This window comes from [Enterobacter] lignolyticus SCF1 (assembly GCF_000164865.1).
Taxonomy (GTDB): domain Bacteria; phylum Pseudomonadota; class Gammaproteobacteria; order Enterobacterales; family Enterobacteriaceae; genus Enterobacter_B; species Enterobacter_B lignolyticus.
Map to the genome: position 1 here is coordinate 1,239,526 of NC_014618.1, position 17,254 is coordinate 1,256,779.

Here is a 17,254-nt window from a genome sequence, read left to right on the forward strand (position 1 = left end):
AGTGGCTCATTCACCTGATTATGTCAGCCCCTTCGGGACGCGCTACATAAAATTCGAATGACGCACAAACAGGTGCCTGCCGTCCAGCATTCTGATATCAGCATAGCTATATCAAACTTCGGGCGAAACGTTGAGTTAGGCACCGCCTTATTCCATCACAAAGCCGGGTTTTTACCCGGCTTTGTTGTATACTCTTCATCCTTCGCGCTGCCTCTGCGTTGGCTTCACCTGCTCGCCCCAGTCACATAGTTACCTGTGCTCCCGGGGACTTCACAGGTTTGCCGCCTTGATGCAGCGTGAATGATTTTGAGTAGCTCTGCGCCACGTCCTCAGTTAGCATTCCTGAAAGTCCTCATGTTGAGACGAACCCTTTGAAACGCTGGTCTCTTTTTCCCCGCTCGCTGCGTCAGCTGGTCATGCTGTCGTTTCTGCTGATCCTGATCCCGCTGCTGGTGCTGGCCTGGCAGGCGTGGCAAAGCCTCAACGCCTTAAGCGCCCAGGCGGCGATGACCAACCAGACGACCCTGATCGATGCCAGACGCAGCGAGGCGATGATCAACGCCGCGGTCGAGATGGAGCGCAGCTACCGCCAGTACTGCGTGCTGGATGATGCCACGCTTGCGACGGTGTATCAGGGGCAGCGCAAGCGCTACAGCGACATGCTGGACGCCCATGCGGGCGTTTTGCCGGATGACAAGCTGTACCAGGCGCTACGTAACGATCTGGACGCGCTAACGCAGCTGCGCTGTAAAAACAGCGCCCCGGAAGCAGCCTCGGCGGCGAATCTGGACGCGTTTGCCGCGGCAAACAGCGAGATGGTGCAGGCAACGCGGGCGGTCGTCTTCTCCCGCGGGCAGCAGCTTCAGCAGGAGATTGCCGAACGCGGGCGCTTTTTCGGTTGGCAGGCGCTGGTGCTGTTCCTGGTCAGCCTGACCCTGGTGCTGCTGTTTACCCGGATGATTATCGGCCCGGTGAAGGGCATTGAGCGGATGATAAACCGCCTTGGCGAAGGGAAATCCATCGGCAGCGCCGTGATGTTTACCGGCCCCCGCGAGCTGCGTTCGGTCGGCCAGCGCATCATCTGGCTGAGCGAGCGTCTCTCATGGCTGGAATCGCAGCGGCACCAGTTTTTACGCCATCTTTCCCACGAGCTTAAAACCCCGCTCGCCAGCATGCGCGAAGGCACGGAACTGCTGGCCGACGAGGTCGTTGGCCCGCTGACGCCGGAGCAGAAGGAGGTGGTGTCCATTCTCGATGGCAGCAGCCGCAATCTGCAAAAGCTTATCGAGCAGCTTCTGGACTACAACCGCAAGCTGGCGGATACCGCAATCGAGCTGGAAACCGTTGAAATTGCGCCTCTGGTGGAGATGGTTATCTCGGCAAACAGTTTACCGTCGCGCGCTAAAATGATGCATACTGGCATTAGGCTGGATGCGGCGTTTTGTCAGGCAGAACCCATGCTGCTGATGAGCGCGCTGGACAATCTCTATTCCAACGCGGTGCACTATGGCGCTGAATCCGGTAACATTTATATCCATAGCCGCCTGCAGGATAGCAGGGTGTGGATCGAGGTCGCCAACAGCGGCACGCCCATTCCCGATGCGGAAAAAACCTTAATTTTCGAGCCGTTTTATCAGGGTAGCCACCAACGTAAGGGCGCGGTAAAAGGCAGCGGTCTGGGGCTAAGCATTGCCCGCGACTGCGTACGGCGAATGAAAGGGGAGCTGCGCCTGGTTGATAGCCCATCCGGCAATGTCTGTTTTCGCATTGAATTACCTGCTATCACAGCGGATAAACCCACAAAATGAAACGACGTCTGGTGAATATGTCCCATAGTCCGATCGCATTTTTTTCCCGGTCCGCGCGGCGTTGCCGCATACTGATGAGCGCGTGCTGCCTGCTGATGGCCGGCTGTTCTTCATCAGCGTTACCGGGACAGGCGCACAGCAGTGAAGAACAACTACCGCAGCAGCAGGTCGCTGATTTCCTCTCGACCGACTGTGCGGACGTCTGGGCCTTGCATGGCGAGGTTACGGAAAAAAATCCGCTTTACTGGTTGCGCGGCATGGACTGCGCCCAGCGCCTGTCGCCGGAGCTGCTGCGCAGCGAAGCCCGCGCGCACGATGAAGAGCGCTGGCAGGATGCCTTCCGCCGCGGCATTTTGCTCGCGAATGCCAAAATCACCCCCGTCGAGCGCCGGGAGATGATGGCTCGTCTGGATACCTTCAGCCCGCAGATGCCGGCCCAGGTGCGGCCGCTGTACCAGCTCTGGCGCGACGGCCAGGCGCTGCAGCTGCAGCTGTCGGATGAGCGCTCACGCTACAGCAAGCTCCAGCAGTCAACGGACGGCGAACTGGACACGTTGCGCCAGCAGCAGCAGCACCTGCGCAACCAGCTCGATCTGACCACCCGCAAGCTGGAAAGCCTGACGGACATAGAACGCCAGCTCTCCAGCCGTAAGCCGTCCAGCAGCCATACCGCCTCTGAGGCAGGTCAGGCCGCATCCGCCGACGAGGTGAAGCCATGATCGGACGCAAGCCCGCGCATCTGCTGCTGGTGGATGACGACCCCGGCCTGCTTAAGCTCCTCGGCCTGCGCCTGGCCAGCGAAGGGTTCACCGTGGCGACGGCGGAAAGCGGCCATGAGGGCCTGCGCGTCCTGGCGCGGGAAAAGGTCGACCTGGTGATAAGCGATCTGCGGATGGACGAGATGGACGGCCTGCAGCTGTTCGCCGAGATCCAGAAGCGGCAGCCGGGAATGCCGGTGATCATTCTGACCGCCCATGGATCGATTCCCGACGCGGTCGCCGCGACGCAGCAGGGCGTGTTCAGCTTTCTGACCAAACCCGTTGATAAAGATGCGCTGTATAAGGCCATCGACGAGGCGCTGGCGCATACGGCGGCGGCGACGGACGATCGCTGGCGCGAGTCGATTGTCACCCGCAGCCCCGTTATGCTGCGGGTGCTGGAGCAGGCGAGAATGGTGTCGCAATCGGACGTCAGCGTCCTGATCCACGGCCAGAGCGGCACCGGGAAGGAGATTTTCGCGCAGGCCATCCATAACGCCAGCCCGCGTCATTCGTCGCCTTTTATCGCCATTAACTGCGGCGCGCTGCCGGAACAGCTGCTGGAGTCCGAACTGTTTGGCCACTCTCGCGGCGCGTTTACCGGCGCGGTCAGCAGCCGGGAAGGGCTGTTTCAGGCCGCGGAGGGCGGCACGCTGTTTCTGGATGAGATCGGCGATATGCCCCTGTCGCTGCAGGTGAAGCTGCTGCGCGTACTGCAGGAGCGCAAGGTGCGCCCGCTGGGCAGTAACCGCGATATCGACATTAACGTGCGCATCATTTCCGCCACCCACCGGGATTTGCCGAAAGCGATGGCGCGCGGCGAATTTCGCGAAGATCTCTTCTATCGCCTGAACGTGGTCAGCCTGAAGATCCCCTCGCTTGCCGAGCGTACCGAAGATATTCCGCTGCTGGCGAACCACCTGCTGCGGCAGGCCTCCGATCGGCACAAGCCGTTCGTGCGCGCGTTTTCCACCGATGCCATGAAGCGGCTGATGACCGCAAGCTGGCCGGGCAACGTGCGCCAGCTGGTAAACGTTATCGAACAGTGCGTGGCGCTGACCACCTCGCCGGTGATTAGCGATGCGCTGGTGGAACAGGCGCTGGAAGGGGAGAACACGGCGCTGCCGACCTTCGTTGACGCCCGCAACCAATTTGAGCTGAACTACCTGCGTAAGCTTTTGCAGATAACCCGCGGCAACGTCACCCACGCCGCGCGCATGGCCGGGCGCAACCGCACCGAGTTTTACAAGCTGCTGTCGCGCCATGAGCTGGATGCGAATGATTTTAAAGAGTAGCACCGCGACTTGCCCGACGTTATGATACGCAGAGCAACCGGTTACGCGTTTAAAAAGACAGGACACCATGAAAAAGATTGATGCGATTATTAAACCCTTCAAACTCGATGATGTGCGTGAAGCGCTGGCGGAAGTCGGCATCACCGGGATGACGGTAACGGAAGTGAAAGGTTTTGGCCGTCAGAAAGGCCACACCGAGCTGTATCGCGGTGCGGAATACATGGTGGATTTTCTGCCGAAGGTGAAGATTGAAATCGTGGTTTCCGACGATATCGTGGATACCTGCGTGGATACCATCATCCGTACGGCGCAGACGGGTAAAATCGGCGACGGTAAGATTTTTGTGTTCGACGTGGCGCGCGTGATTCGTATCCGTACCGGCGAAGAAGACGACGCGGCAATTTGACGCTCTCCCTCGCCGCAGGGAGATGTTCTCGCTGCCCGCGTCCGGGCAGCGAAAAACGCCTTAATCTTGCGGTGTTTCAGGCAGGCAAACGGCCGTACTGCTCAGCATCCGTCTGACGATAATCACCGCGACAATCGCGACCACCACGCCCAGCGTCCATTCCCCCATTTGTGAGAAAAAGTGCCCATAGGCGGCAATCGCCGTTTCGCTAATCTGTGATTCGGTTGTGCGTTGCGCCACGACGCCCGCCAGCCAGTTGGCGACCGCGCCCGTCGCCAGCATGTAGATACCGGTCAGCACGCCGGTGACGCCCGGCATATTGAGCCGCGTTATTTGCGCCATCGCTACCGGGTCGATAAACAGCTCGGCAAAGCCCATCAGCGCCAGTCCGGCGACCATCATGCCCATCGACGCCTGGTCGTGCAGCTCGCCGCGCCGCGCGTTCAGCGCCAGCAGCATAAACCCGCCGCCCATCAGCGCCAGACCGAAAGCAAACTTTAGCCACACCCGCAGCGCCGAACGTACGCTGCCCTCCGGTCGCACAAGCCAGGCCAGCGCCACGCCAGCCGCCATGACCGCCACGGCGTTGACGGACTGGAACAGCGCGGTGGGCACCTCGATATCCAGCAGGTGACGGTTCACAAAGTGGTCGATAAACAGGCTAATCGAGCTGCCGCCCTGTTGGGCCAGCACCCAAAACAGCGTACCGGTCAGCATCAGCAGAACGATTTGCCACAGCGCGCGGCGGTGCTCCGGATTTCTCATCATAATACGTGCGACCATCTGCGCGGCGAAGACGCAAACCACCGCCAGCAGATAGCCCGCCCAGTCATTTTCCAGCAGCAGCGTAAAGAACACCGGCGCCACACAGAGCATCACCAGCAGCCATCCCCAGGTGGGGAGCGCAAACTTCACCGCCCGCAGCGCCGGTTTATCCACGCCGCGCGTATGGCGAAAGTGCTGGCGGCCGCTTAAGAAGATCAGCAGCCCGATAAACATACCGACGCCCGCCAGGGCAAAGCCGACGTGCCAGCCGTACCACTGGGCCGCCAGCCCGCAGGCTATCGGCGCCGCGATCGAGCCGACGTTGCCTGCGGCGTACAGCAGCGAAAAGCCGCCGTCGCGGCGGCTATCATCAGGGGCGTACAGTTCGCCCAGCAGGCAGCTGATGTTGGATTTAAACAGGCCGTAACCGCAGATGATGATCGCCAGCGCGGCGTACAAGCTCCAGGTTGAATCGGATTCGACGCCCAGTACCACATGGCCAAGCGTCATCAGCAGCGCCCCGGCTATGACCGCCGTGCGGTTGCCGAGCAGGCGGTCGGCAAGCCAGCCGCCGAGAATAGGGGTAACGTAAACCAGTGAGGCGTAGGCGCTGAACAGGCTGATGGCGTGACTGTCATCGAAGCCGAGCTGGTGGGTGAGATAGAGGATGAGGAGGGCACGCATGCCGTAAAAGCTGAAGTATTCCCAGATTTGAATCGCCACGATGTAATAAATCGCGCGCGGTTGTGAGGGTGTTTTCATATCATCTCCTGAACGGCGTGAAAAAAGGGAAGTGGCAAGCCACTTCCCTTTGATGCTTCAACTTATTTGGTGTTTTCTTTCAGCACCTTAACGGTGTAACGACCATCCGCCTGACGGTATGCGCCGTGGATATCGGTTTCGAAGCCCGGGTAGTGAGCGCCGATTTCGCACAGCATCTGCAGGAACTCCAGTACCGGACGGCTTTCTTCGGTGATCATTTCGCCCGGCATCACCAGCGGAACTCCCGGAGGATACGGCAGGATCATGTTGGCGTTGACGCGGCCAACCATCTCTTCGAGATAGACTTCTTCAGTCTGACCGTGCAGCTCTTTCTGGAACGCGGTGTACGGGGTCATGACCATGGCCGGCAGCACTTCGAAGGCGCGGAACATCAGGTCCGGCAGGTTGTGATGCTCAATCAGCTTGTGGATGTTCTGCGCAAGGTCCTGAATACGCATGTCTTCATAGAATTCAGGGTCTTCGCGATACAGCGACGGCAGCATGTTTTTCACGCGCAGGTTCAGGTCGAACGCGCGTTTGAAGTCGGTCAGCGCGCGCAGCAGGCTCAGCGCTTTGGTTTTGTCGATACCGATGCTGAACAGGAACAGCAGGTTGTACGGACCGGTTTTCTCGACCACGATACCGTGCTCGTCGAGGTATTTCGCCACGATGCTGGCCGGAATACCGAAGCCGCTCATGGTGCCGTCTTTCTGCATCCCCGGGGTCAGAATAGTGACCTTGATCGGGTCGAGATACATGTGCTCGTTATCGATGTTTTTGAAACCGTGCCATGCGCTGTCAGAACGCAGCGGCCAGCATTCCGGGCCATCGATATGTTCCGGCTGCCATACGTCGAAGAACCAGCCGTCGGATTCGCCTTTCAGGCGTTTGATCTCTTTACGGAACTTGATAGCGCGCTCGATAGAACCGTCAATCAGACGCTTACCGGCATTACCCTTCATCATCGCCGCTGCGGTTTCGGTGGATGCCACGATACCGTAATGCGGAGAGGTGGTGGTGTGCATCATGTAGGCTTCGTTAAAGGTCTCTTCGTTGACGTCGCCTTTAACGTGGATCATGGAAGCCTGAGAGAACGCCGCCAGCAGTTTATGGGTGGACTGGGTTTCATAAATCACTTTCCCTTCCACACGGCCGCCGCTCATACCGCATTTACCTTCGTAAATCGGCGAGAAGTTGGTGTAAGGCACCCAGGCGGAGTCAAAGTGGATGGATTTCACATCCAGCGTGTTTTTGATGAAATCGGTGTTGTACAGCAGGCCGTCATAGGTGGAGTTGGTGATAACCGCGTGTACCGGCCAGGTCGCATTCGGCGTCTCTTTGACGCGTTTGGCGATGGTCGCGTGCTGGAACTCGCTCTGCGGAATACCGCCGAGGATGCCGTAGGCGTTACGGGTCGGACGGAAGTAAATCGGCGTAATGTCGCTCATCATCATCAGATGGGTCAGCGATTTGTGGCAGTTACGGTCGATAAGAACGGTGCTGCCTGCCGGAGCGGAATACATACCGACGATTTTGTTCGCGGTAGACGTACCGTTGGTCACCATGTAGCTGCGTTCAGCGTTGAAGACGCGGGCGATGTACTCTTCGGCTTCTTTATGCGGACCGCTGTGGTCGAGCAGGGAGCCCAGTTCGGACACGGAGATGGAGATATCGGACTTCATGGTGTTCGGGCCAAAGAAGTCGTAGAAAATGCTGCCTACCGGGCTTTTCTGGAACGCGGTACCGCCCATGTGGCCTGGAGTACAGAAGGTGTATTTGCCTTCGCGAACGTATTTGAACAGCGCCTTGGTCAGCGGCGGCAGAATGGTGTCGATATATTCGTCGGTGTTCTGCTTGATTTTAGCTGCGATATCGTCTGCTGCGCCCAGTGCATATTCGAAGAAGCGTACCTGCATGCGCAGGTCATTGAGGCTGACGTCGAGCGTAGAGTAGGCGTTGGCGAAAGCATACTGCGGCATGTATTCGTTCAGTTTGCTGATTTCTTCGCACAGTTCGAGGTTGTATTTATCCCAGTCGAAGATAACGCCGCACAGGCGGGAGTTATTTTCAATCAGCTTGAGTAAGTCTTCGCGGTCGTTCGGGTAAACAATGCGAAAGTCCAGACGCTCAAGGGCGCGGTGCAGTTCACGGATAGGTTCTTCTTTAAAGTAGACACCCATGTGATTCATGATTGCGATAACGTTCATAGTCGTATCTCCAGGTGTAGAAAGGCCCCTCCCGTCACGGTGTGACAGGTGCAGGAGGAGCACAGAGAAAAGGGTTAGAAATTAAAGGGCGTCTGCGGTGTCGCGTTCGGCGGCGTCATTGCTGTGCTGACGCTGGTGCATTTTACGGCCGTAGAACATCAGGATGACCAGGCTGACGATGAAGGTGCCGGCCAGCTCGAAGGAGCTTGCGCCCATCAGCGCGATGAAGCAGAACGCGCAGCCCAGTACGGAGCAAATCAGGCTAATCATGTTGCGGGCGTTGACGCCTTCGAAGCGAATCAGGTCTACGCAGGAGTAGAAGTACGGCAGCATGGTCAGCAGTACGGCGATACCGGTCAGCTCACCGAACAGGTCAGAGGCTTTACCACCGCTGGAGTTCATGATGGTGATGATGATCATCAGACCGGTCATTTTGAAGCCAGCCAGCAGCAGGCCTTTTTTCGGAATGCCGTTGTCGTCGAGCTCACCGTACACTTTCGGGAAGTTGCCATCGTTAGCGGCGCGAACACCCGCCTGGCCAACCAGCATCATCCAGGAACCCAGAGAGGTCAGGCAGGCAAACGCGGTGAAAGCGGAAACCACTGGCGCAGCCCAGCCGCCGAGCATCGTTGAGGCGCTGACGGCGAACGGTGCGCCGGAGGCCGCCATCTGAGATGCAGGGAACATCCCGGCGATAACCTGAGTTGCGGCGATATAGACGATACCCGCCATAGCGGTACCCAGCATCGTTGCCAGCGGTACGGTACGTTTCGGGTTTTTCACCATACCGGTGCTGACCGCTGCGGATTCAACGCCGACGAAGGCCCACAGGCAGAGCAGGATACTCTTCACTACCGCGTGAGTGTCAGTCGTGGATGAGGTGTTCCAGTTAGCCTGGTAGGTAGCAACGTCAAACCAGTGCCAGCCGATGACCGCGGTCATCACGACAGGGATAAGCACCAGCACCAGACCGATAGTCGTCAGGCGGCTTACCCAGGTTCCGCCGAGCATATTCACAAAGGTGAATATCCACACGATGGCGATACAGGCGATACCGGCCGGAATCGGGTTATTTAAAATTGGGAAGAAGGTAGACAGGTAAGATACTGCGGTAATCCCGATTGCCAGGTTACCAATCCAGTTTGCATGATAATAAAGTACGCCGGTCTGGAAACCGAATGCTGGAGATAATTCCCCGGCATAGGCGATAGGGCCGCCCTGTTGTGGGTTTTTGGTTGCCAGTCGGGCATAAACATAAGCCAGAGACATCGCACCAATAATAGAGATTACCCAGCCCCAGATGGCAATACCACCGATGCTGGCGAGGTTTGCAGGTAATAATGCAATCCCGCTCCCCATCATATTACCGGCGACTACGCCGGTACAGGCAAATAGCCCGATCTTTTTGGCAGAACTCATGTTTTGTTTCTCCTGAGTATTATTTGGAGGTGCAGATCATGATGCAGAACCATTTATTGATCCGACCGACTGCCAACAAGATTAATGATCTGGATGGGAGAAGTCCTAAAGATAAAGTGAAATAACGGCAAACATCAGACAAATGATGTCTTGAGGTTTTTCTATTAACATATAAACATGGCATGTTGACATCATAAAAAGATAAACATCTTTTATTTACAGTGATTTACGAATGTATAATGACGTTAATGATGTGTTGAATTGCAGCGCTGGCAGGTTAAAAATAAATAACATTACGGGGGTTTATGAGAAACATAAATTTAACCTCATCATGCCCGAAGGACTGGGCATGATGAGGTTTTACTTATTCTGAAGAGAGGAAGTTGTCGAGATATGGAACCACGCGAGTGACGGAGGTCTGGAAGACGCCGTTTTCAATCCAGTACAGCGTATTCTCACCTGGTCGTAAATTGAACGCCGTTATGTAAGCATCTGCAGCCAGTCGGTTCTCACCCTTCATCTCGTGGACTTTACCCAGCAGTACATAATTCAGCCACGACATTTCCAGGTCGATACCGGTATTAATGGCATCGTAGGCCCCGTTGACATTACCTTTGCCTAACAGGTCGATTGTTTTTATTTGGTAAAATACCGATGTCGCTTTAATTCCCGGCATTTCACTGACCCGGTTAACTTCCGCATACAGATCCGCCAGCTGTTTATCGTCAAGCGGCTGCTGGGAGTGGCGTAATACATCTACCAGCGCCTTTTCCGCCCAGGCATAGGTAAACTCCGGAGACTGCTTAATAATGCCGTCGAGAATGCTGCTGGCTTTACCTAATGAATCGACATCGCCATTCATCAGCAGCTGATGCGCCTCGTAGAAGTGCGACAGCGACATGCTTTGCAACGGTTGAAACTGCTTTAGCATCGCCTGCATGCGCTCCGGCCACGGCTGCGTCAACGACTCCGACAGGCTGTTCATCAGGTCGTTCTGAATTGACAGCTGGTTGTCGTTAGTAATGAAGTAGCGCTTATCGAGCATCACCGAACCATCGGCATTATCCACCAGCTGTACCGACATAAAACACTGCTGTGCGCGGTAGTGGCGCTGATTGACGAACTCAATGGTCAGCGTTTTCCCTGAGCTGCTGGGCTCATTGATGTTGTAGTTGGTTTTGTCATGCACCATAAAGGTGGAAAAGGTGTTCAGCGAGGTGGTGATAAGGCTGCCCAGCCCCACCGCGTAGGAACGCTGCGACGCCCAGTTGTTGCACGAGTTGCCGTTCATCAGGCGGATATCGATATCGCGCGGGTTCAGCAGCAGCCGGGTCTTGGTGACCGGCGGGTGCGAGCTGATGGTTGAAAGAGCGACCAGCGCCACGCAGGTGCCTAACGCCAGCAGGAACAGGCACCAAACCCAAAAGGTCGCGATGCGCTTGCGTTTTTCCGGCTTCTGGCCCGGCGCTTCCGCGGCCGGCGCGTATGCCGCTGCCGGCAGCGCGGCGCCAGGCGGCGGCGCTTCAGGTAAAGGAAGAACCGGCGTTGGCGGCGTCGACGTCAGCTCTACGCCTTCTTCGCTGCACCATATCACCGTCGCCGTCAGCTTGTAGCCGCGTTTTGGCACCGTGACAATGTATTCCGGGCTGCTGTCGTCGCCGTCTTTCAGCGACTTACGCAGTTCGGAAATGCTCTGTGTGACGACGTGGCTGGTCACCACGTTGCGCGTCCAGACGTTGTCAATAAGCTCGTCACGGCTCAGCACTTCATCCGGGTGATGGGCGAAATAGACCAGAAGATCGATTAAACGAGGTTCAAGCGTTAGCTGGCGTCCCTGACGGCTAATTTGATTTATGGACGGTGTAACCAGCCACTCGCCAATGAGTACAACAGGTTGTTGCATAAAAAAGAAGCCCAAGACAAATCGGGAAAACCGCAATCATAACACAATTCCTCCCCGCATTTTTTTGACAAGGTCCATGGCCTTTGGCGTTATCGGCGGGTTTTGCGGCGTGAAAGCGGGTAAAAATGCGGCGATAGCGCGGGCAGCCTCAGGATGATGCTGCCCGGTATATAAATGAAGAGGGGGAGTTACAGGACCTTATGCGGGCCAAAGCATTCGTAATGAATGTTCTCTGACGTTACGCCTAACGCCAGCAGTTGTCTGGCGGCGAACTGCATGAAGGCGACCGGGCCGCACAGATAAAACTGCATGCCCGGCGCGCTGAACCGCCCTTCGTACTGGCTGAGCGCCATTAGCCCTTCGCTGTCAAAGCGCGCGTGAGCGCGGTCGTCCGCCGTCGGCTGGCGATACCAGGTATGGGAGGTGAAGCGCGGTAGCGTTTCGCCGAGGGCGCTGACCTCCCCGGCAAACGCGTGGACATCGCCATTTTCCGCCGCATGGAACCAGTTGACCTCGGCGGTATGACCGGCTCTGGACAGCGTATCGAGCATCGCCAGCATCGGGGTCTGACCAACGCCCGCGGAAATCAGCGTCACCGGGGTATCAGCGTCAACGGCCATAAAGAAGTCGCCCGCCGGGGCGGCCAGCTGAACGATATCGCCAACGCGCGCGTCGTTATGCAGCCAGTTAGAAACCTGGCCGCCGTCTTCGCGTTTAACCGCGATGCGATAGCCTTTGCCGTTGGGTTTGCGGGTCAGGGAGTACTGACGGATTTCCTGATGCGTGAACCCTGCGGGCTTCAGCCAGACGCCGAGGTACTGGCCCGGCTGATAGTCGGCCACGCTGCCGCCGTCTACCGGCTCAAACTCAAAGCTGGTGATAAGGGCGCTGCGCGGGGTTTTGTCGGTGATGCGAAACGCGCGGGTGCCTTCCCAGCCGCCGGTTTTGCCCGCGTTGTCGCTGTAGATCTGCGCTTCACGGTTGATGAACACGTTCGCCAGCACGCCGTAGGCTTTGCCCCAGGCATCCAGTACCTCCTGGCCCGGGCTGAACATCTCGTCAAGCGTCGCCAGCAGGTGGCCGCCGACGATGCCGTACTGCTCGGGTTTGATCTGGAAGCTGGTGTGTTTCTGCGCGATTTTCTCTACCGCAGGCAGCAGGGCCGCCAGGTTTTCAATATTGCTGGCGTAGGCCGCGATGGCATTGAACAGCGCTTCGCGCTGGTCGCCATTACGCTGGTTGCTCATGTTGAAAATCTCTTTGAGCTCCGGGTTATGCGTAAACATGCGATCGTAGAAATGGGCGGTGAGTTTAGGACCGGTTTCGACCAGCAGGGGGATCGTGGCTTTTACGGTGGCGATGGTTTGGGCGTCAAGCATAGCAACTTCCTTCCAGTGTTATCATAATGATGTATTTTAAATGCATCTTATGAAAATACCCCTGCGTTGTAAATGGTTCTTTGTCGCTTTGCATGATGTTCGTTGCAACATGAATTATTTGCATCACAAACCTGAAAAGAAATCCGTTGAAAATGGCAAGGCGCTGATTCCTCAACCCCTTGTGCTGACTGGACGAAAACGATTGCGTAAATTCGTTTGTCAAGACCTGTTATCGCAGAACTAATCAGTTATACTGTTGGCCGTTGTCCATCAGGGCTTAAAAATTTTACTGTTAGCTGAGTCAGGAGATGCGGATGTTAAAGCGTGAAATGAACATTGCCGATTATGATGCCGAACTGTGGCAGGCTATGGAGCAGGAAAAAGTACGTCAGGAAGAGCACATTGAACTGATCGCCTCCGAGAACTACACCAGCCCGCGCGTAATGCAGGCGCAGGGTTCTCAGCTGACCAACAAATATGCTGAAGGTTACCCGGGCAAGCGCTACTACGGCGGCTGCGAATATGTGGATATCGTTGAGCAGCTGGCGATTGACCGCGCCAAAGCGCTGTTTGGCGCAGACTATGCCAACGTGCAGCCGCACTCTGGCTCTCAGGCTAACTTCGCGGTTTACACCGCGCTGCTGCAGCCGGGCGACACCGTTCTGGGTATGAACCTGGCGCAGGGCGGCCACCTGACTCACGGTTCCCCGGTTAACTTCTCCGGCAAGCTGTACAACATCATCCCTTACGGTATCGATGAGTCCGGTAAAATTGACTACGAAGACATGGCGAAGCAGGCGCAGACCCACAAACCGAAGATGATCATCGGCGGCTTCTCTGCTTACTCCGGTATCGTTGACTGGGCAAAAATGCGCGAAATCGCCGACAGCATCGGCGCATACCTGTTCGTTGACATGGCGCACGTCGCAGGCCTGATCGCCGCAGACGTTTACCCGAACCCGGTTCCGCATGCTCACGTTGTCACCACCACCACCCATAAAACCCTGGCGGGTCCGCGCGGCGGCCTGATCCTGGCGAAAGGCGGCGACGAAGAGCTGTACAAAAAACTGAACTCTGCCGTTTTCCCTAGCGCTCAGGGCGGCCCTCTGATGCACGTTATCGCGGCGAAAGCGGTCGCGCTGAAGGAAGCGATGGAGCCAGAGTTTAAAGTTTACCAGCAGCAGGTAGCGAAAAACGCCAAAGCGATGGTGGAAGTGTTCCTGAACCGCGGCTACAAAGTGGTGTCTGGCGGCACTGAAAACCACCTGTTCCTGCTGGATCTGGTTGATAAGAACCTGACCGGTAAAGAAGCTGACGCTGCCCTGGGCCGCGCCAACATCACCGTGAACAAAAACAGCGTGCCGAACGATCCGAAGAGCCCGTTCGTGACCTCCGGTATCCGTATCGGTTCTCCGGCGGTGACTCGCCGCGGCTTTAAAGAAGCGGAAGTCAAAGAGCTGGCGGGCTGGATGTGCGATGTGCTGGACAACATCAACGATGAAGCCACTATTGAGCGCATCAAAGGGAAAGTGCTGGATATCTGCGCCCGTTTCCCGGTTTACGCATAATCTGCGCTGAGTCGCGATAAAAAAGGCCGCTGATGCGGCCTTTTTTGTCTTTATCGGCGATCGAGCGATATTGCGCCGGGGCCGGTTATCGCCAGCAGAATGAACCCGCCGGCAATACTGATGTTTTTGTAGAAGTTAATCATATTCGGGATAACGTCATTCCCGCTCATGTGCCAGAACGCGTGGCCGATGAAGGCCGTGCCCAGCGTATAGAAAACAAAAATGACCGCCAGAGGACGGGTGAAGAAGCCAAGCGCAATCAGGATAGCGGCCGGCACCTCCATCACGACGGCGACGATCGCGGCGAGCATCGGCGCGGGCGCGCCAAGCGAGGTCATATACTGCACGGTCCCGCTAAAGCTGGTCATTTTCGGAATGCCAAAAATAATAAACAGCACAACGATCAAAATGCGGGCGATCAGCAGCATCAGATGGCGCGATTGTCCAAACTCGAAATAGCGGATAGCGTTCATAGCAGGCTCTTTTTGTGAGAGAGATAACATAACGTTAATACACAATCCCCCGTCTCGCCATTTCTCTTGTCAACCGCGCATCAACGGCCTGAAGGCGTTGGGATTCGCGTAAATATCATTCATAAAGGTAAATTCTCTGCAATTTATGCTGCAGGCGGCAGGAGGAGTTCCCGGCGGCGTGACATTATTTTTTTATTTCGCGGCCTCCTGCATACGTCAGCGGCGGTGTGTAAGATCGCCTCTTTTATATTGGCAAGGGAACAGATATGCAGTGTATAAATTGTCGGCAACAAGAGGCTAATAAAGAGTCCGGACTGTGCGACAGCTGTGAAACGCTCGATAAGCAAAAAATTAACGGTTTGCTGTATTTACCGGCGGCGGGATTGATTATCAATATCCTGTGTATCCCGTACGGGTTTTATGCCTTCATTGGCGCCATTATTAACTTTCTGCGGCAAACCGGGATAATTAGCTGGTATGCCATCGGCGGCGTCGCGGTGATGCTGATTGATGCGGTGATGACGCTGACCGCCAGCTGGTATTTCTTCCGGCGCAAGAAGGGCATTCGCAAAGTGCTGGTCGCATACTATCTGCTGGGCGTGGCCTATATGCTCTATTTTGTCGTGGTTCCGGCGTGGTTGTATGGCGCATATATCGACGGCAACGACATCCGCAACGCGCTGTTCCCGGTGATTGGCGCGGCCGTCTGGATCCCTTATTTCCTCTACTCCCGGCGAATCAATACGGTATTTTGCCGTTAGGCCCGCGCACTATAAAAAGGCTTCCGTTGAGAAGCCTTTTTATCACTCATCGCGCAGCGTTTAGCGGATGCTCCCAACCCGCAACCATCCACGACTCATGCATCCTCCTGCATCAGCTGCCGGTATTTCATGTGATCCTGATACATTTCGTGGAACACCTGATACTTACGGTCATAGTACCGCTTGATGCTGTTGGTCTGCGGCGTCACCGTTTTGCCGATACGGCTCATGGACGACATCGCTTCCGGGAAGGTGTCGAACACGCCCGCCGCGACGGTGCCCATCATCGCGCCGCCGAGCAGCATCGCCTCGCTCTCCTCCGGCAGAAGCATCGCGCAGCCGGTAGCGTTGGCGTGCTCCTGGACGAAGACCGGGTTTTTGGTGCCGCCGCCGCTCGCCATCACGGTATCGATGGTGTAGCCGCTCTGGTTCATGGTCTCGATAATATGGCGGGTGCCCAGCGCAATCGCCTGAATAGTCGCCAGATACTGCAGCGCCATATCTTCCGGGGTGCGCGACAGCTTCAGGCCGGTTATAGCGCCGGTCAGGGTCGGGTTCGCCCGCGGCGAACGGTTGCCGTGGAAGTAGGGGAGAATATGGATATCGCGGGTCAGGAAGGCGATATTCTCCGGCTCTCCGGCCATTTTACGCAGCAGCGCGTTCAACACTTCATAAATGGTCTGTCCCTGGCTTTTCGCCTGCGCAAGCAGGGTTTCATAGCAGGGATGCGACTGAATGATATGGTCGATAAGCGCGCCGGTGGCCGACTGCCCGCCTTCGTTAAGCCAGTAGTCCGGCAGCACCGCCGAATAGTAGGGACCCCACACGCCGCCAATAAAGCGCGCCTGCTTCGAGATGGCCATATGCCCCGTTGAGGTGCCGCCGATGAGCGCTATCCTACGGTCGAAATCCGCTACCTCGCCGGAGACGCCGCTGGCGCCCAGCGTGCCGAGGGTACCGGCATGGGCGTCAATAATCGACACGCTGACCGCGGTTCCCGGAATAAGCCCCATTTCGCTGGCGGCGCGCTGCGTGAGGCCGTGGCCGAGCGGTTCGCCCATGGTTTTCACATAGCGGCCGATTTTCTCCGCGTCGTGGTCGAGTAAATCCTCAAGCCCAATCTGGCGGAAATAGCTGGCATCCCATTTATCCTCGTGGCCCATGTAGGTCCACTTACAGACGGTGGAGCACAGCGAGCGGGTATCGTCGCCCGTGGCGCGCCAGGTGAGGAAGTCCGGCAGGTCGAAATAGTAGCCGGCGTTTGCCCAGGTGTTCGGCATATGCTGTTTCAGCCACAGCAGTTTCGGGGTCTGCATTTCCGGGGAAATGATCCCGCCGACGTAGTCCAGCACCCGGTGATGCAGGGCGTTGATGCGCTCGGCCTGGGTGATGGCGCGGTGATCCATCCACACAATGATGTTCTGTTCGCTGCGCCCGGACGGGCTGATGGTCAGCGGTTTGCCCTCTTTATCCAGCACCACCAGCGAACAGGTGGCGTCAAAACCCAGCCCTTTCACCTGAATCGGGTTGATGTCGGCCTGGTTGACCGCATCGCGTACGGCGTTGCAGACTGCCTGCCAGATGTTATCCGACGACTGCTCAACGAAATCGGCCTGCGGGCGGTAAATCTCAATCGCCCGGCTGGCCTGGCCGACCATTCTGCCGCTCAGGTCAAACACGCCTGCACGGGCGCTTCCGGTTCCTACATCCACACCAATGAAGTAACTCGCCATAATTTTTTCTCCTGAAA

Annotated in this window: 13 protein-coding genes; 6 read left to right on the top strand and 7 right to left on the bottom strand. The window is 56.8% G+C overall.

Annotated features, from left to right (window positions below):
- Positions 1-371: 371 nt before the first annotated feature.
- The 4 genes from qseE (at position 372) to glnB (ending at position 4,267) form a co-directional block, all read left to right on the top strand.
- Positions 372-1,808, top strand: coding sequence for a two component system sensor histidine kinase QseE/GlrK (qseE, locus tag ENTCL_RS05925; RefSeq protein WP_013365206.1), 1,437 nt, complete (start codon positions 372-374; stop codon positions 1,806-1,808).
- 17 nt (positions 1,809-1,825) lie between these two features.
- Positions 1,826-2,527 carry a two-component system QseEF-associated lipoprotein QseG gene (gene qseG, locus ENTCL_RS05930; RefSeq protein ID WP_275248997.1) on the top strand — a complete coding sequence of 234 codons (702 nt, stop codon included), beginning with the start codon at positions 1,826-1,828 and terminating at the stop codon, positions 2,525-2,527.
- Positions 2,527-3,861: a two-component system response regulator GlrR gene (glrR, locus tag ENTCL_RS05935; RefSeq protein ID WP_157865578.1), complete on the top strand. Its 1,335-nt coding sequence runs from the start codon at positions 2,527-2,529 to the stop codon at positions 3,859-3,861. The genes qseG and glrR overlap by 1 nt, the downstream gene beginning before the upstream one ends.
- 67 nt (positions 3,862-3,928) lie before the next feature.
- Entirely contained in the window at positions 3,929-4,267 is a 339-nt protein-coding gene (gene glnB / locus ENTCL_RS05940) for a nitrogen regulatory protein P-II (protein WP_003860685.1), read from the top strand.
- Between the two features lie 60 nt (positions 4,268-4,327).
- On the opposite strand, the gene dtpD is transcribed toward glnB, so the two are convergent.
- The 5 genes from dtpD to hmpA all read right to left on the bottom strand — a co-directional run bounded on the left by dtpD (position 4,328) and on the right by hmpA (position 12,702).
- Positions 4,328-5,794, bottom strand: coding sequence for a dipeptide permease DtpD (gene dtpD, locus ENTCL_RS05945; RefSeq protein WP_013365209.1), 1,467 nt, complete (start codon positions 5,792-5,794; stop codon positions 4,328-4,330).
- A gap of 62 nt (positions 5,795-5,856) precedes the next feature.
- Positions 5,857-8,001 (bottom strand): lysine decarboxylase CadA, encoded by a 2,145-nt coding sequence (gene cadA / locus ENTCL_RS05950; RefSeq protein WP_013365210.1) that lies wholly within the window; start codon positions 7,999-8,001, stop codon positions 5,857-5,859.
- Between the two features lie 81 nt (positions 8,002-8,082).
- Positions 8,083-9,420, bottom strand: coding sequence for a cadaverine/lysine antiporter (cadB, locus tag ENTCL_RS05955; protein WP_013365211.1), 1,338 nt, complete (start codon positions 9,418-9,420; stop codon positions 8,083-8,085).
- Between the two features lie 364 nt (positions 9,421-9,784).
- Positions 9,785-11,323, bottom strand: a complete 1,539-nt coding sequence (gene cadC / locus ENTCL_RS05960) for a lysine decarboxylation/transport transcriptional activator CadC (protein ID WP_013365212.1) — start codon at positions 11,321-11,323, stop codon at positions 9,785-9,787.
- 188 nt (positions 11,324-11,511) lie between these two features.
- On the bottom strand, positions 11,512-12,702 hold the full coding sequence (hmpA, locus tag ENTCL_RS05965) for an NO-inducible flavohemoprotein (RefSeq protein WP_013365213.1): 1,191 nt from the start codon (positions 12,700-12,702) through the stop codon (positions 11,512-11,514).
- A 314-nt stretch (positions 12,703-13,016) separates the two neighbouring features.
- Here hmpA and glyA point away from each other — a divergent pair, with 314 nt between their 5' ends.
- Positions 13,017-14,270 (top strand): serine hydroxymethyltransferase, encoded by a 1,254-nt coding sequence (glyA, locus tag ENTCL_RS05970; RefSeq protein ID WP_013365214.1) that lies wholly within the window; start codon positions 13,017-13,019, stop codon positions 14,268-14,270.
- A gap of 50 nt (positions 14,271-14,320) precedes the next feature.
- Here glyA and ENTCL_RS05975 read toward each other — a convergent pair whose 3' ends face one another.
- Positions 14,321-14,788 carry a DoxX family protein gene (locus ENTCL_RS05975; protein ID WP_071841380.1) on the bottom strand — a complete coding sequence of 156 codons (468 nt, stop codon included), beginning with the start codon at positions 14,786-14,788 and terminating at the stop codon, positions 14,321-14,323.
- Between the two features lie 221 nt (positions 14,789-15,009).
- Here ENTCL_RS05975 and ENTCL_RS05980 point away from each other — a divergent pair, with 221 nt between their 5' ends.
- The gene (locus ENTCL_RS05980; protein ID WP_013365216.1) at positions 15,010-15,504 is read left to right on the top strand and encodes a DUF2569 domain-containing protein; all 495 of its coding nucleotides are present in this window, start codon (positions 15,010-15,012) and stop codon (positions 15,502-15,504) included.
- Positions 15,505-15,599: 95 nt separating this feature from the next.
- On the opposite strand, the gene ENTCL_RS05985 is transcribed toward ENTCL_RS05980, so the two are convergent.
- On the bottom strand, positions 15,600-17,237 hold the full coding sequence (locus tag ENTCL_RS05985; protein ID WP_013365217.1) for an FGGY-family carbohydrate kinase: 1,638 nt from the start codon (positions 17,235-17,237) through the stop codon (positions 15,600-15,602).
- Positions 17,238-17,254 lie beyond the last annotated feature (17 nt).

What these genes read in the sequence shown, in the direction of transcription:
- qseG (WP_275248997.1), top strand. Translation starts at nt 1,826, where the DNA reads ATGTCCCATAGTCCGATCGCATTTTTTTCCCGGTCCGCGCGGCGTTGC.
- glnB (WP_003860685.1), top strand. Translation starts at nt 3,929, where the DNA reads ATGAAAAAGATTGATGCGATTATTAAACCCTTCAAACTCGATGATGTG.
- dtpD (WP_013365209.1), bottom strand. Translation starts at nt 5,794, where the DNA reads ATGAAAACACCCTCACAACCGCGCGCGATTTATTACATCGTGGCGATT.
- cadA (WP_013365210.1), bottom strand. Translation starts at nt 8,001, where the DNA reads ATGAACGTTATCGCAATCATGAATCACATGGGTGTCTACTTTAAAGAA.
- cadB (WP_013365211.1), bottom strand. Translation starts at nt 9,420, where the DNA reads ATGAGTTCTGCCAAAAAGATCGGGCTATTTGCCTGTACCGGCGTAGTC.
- cadC (WP_013365212.1), bottom strand. Translation starts at nt 11,323, where the DNA reads ATGCAACAACCTGTTGTACTCATTGGCGAGTGGCTGGTTACACCGTCC.
- hmpA (WP_013365213.1), bottom strand. Translation starts at nt 12,702, where the DNA reads ATGCTTGACGCCCAAACCATCGCCACCGTAAAAGCCACGATCCCCCTG.
- glyA (WP_013365214.1), top strand. Translation starts at nt 13,017, where the DNA reads ATGTTAAAGCGTGAAATGAACATTGCCGATTATGATGCCGAACTGTGG.
- ENTCL_RS05980 (WP_013365216.1), top strand. Translation starts at nt 15,010, where the DNA reads ATGCAGTGTATAAATTGTCGGCAACAAGAGGCTAATAAAGAGTCCGGA.
- ENTCL_RS05985 (WP_013365217.1), bottom strand. Translation starts at nt 17,237, where the DNA reads ATGGCGAGTTACTTCATTGGTGTGGATGTAGGAACCGGAAGCGCCCGT.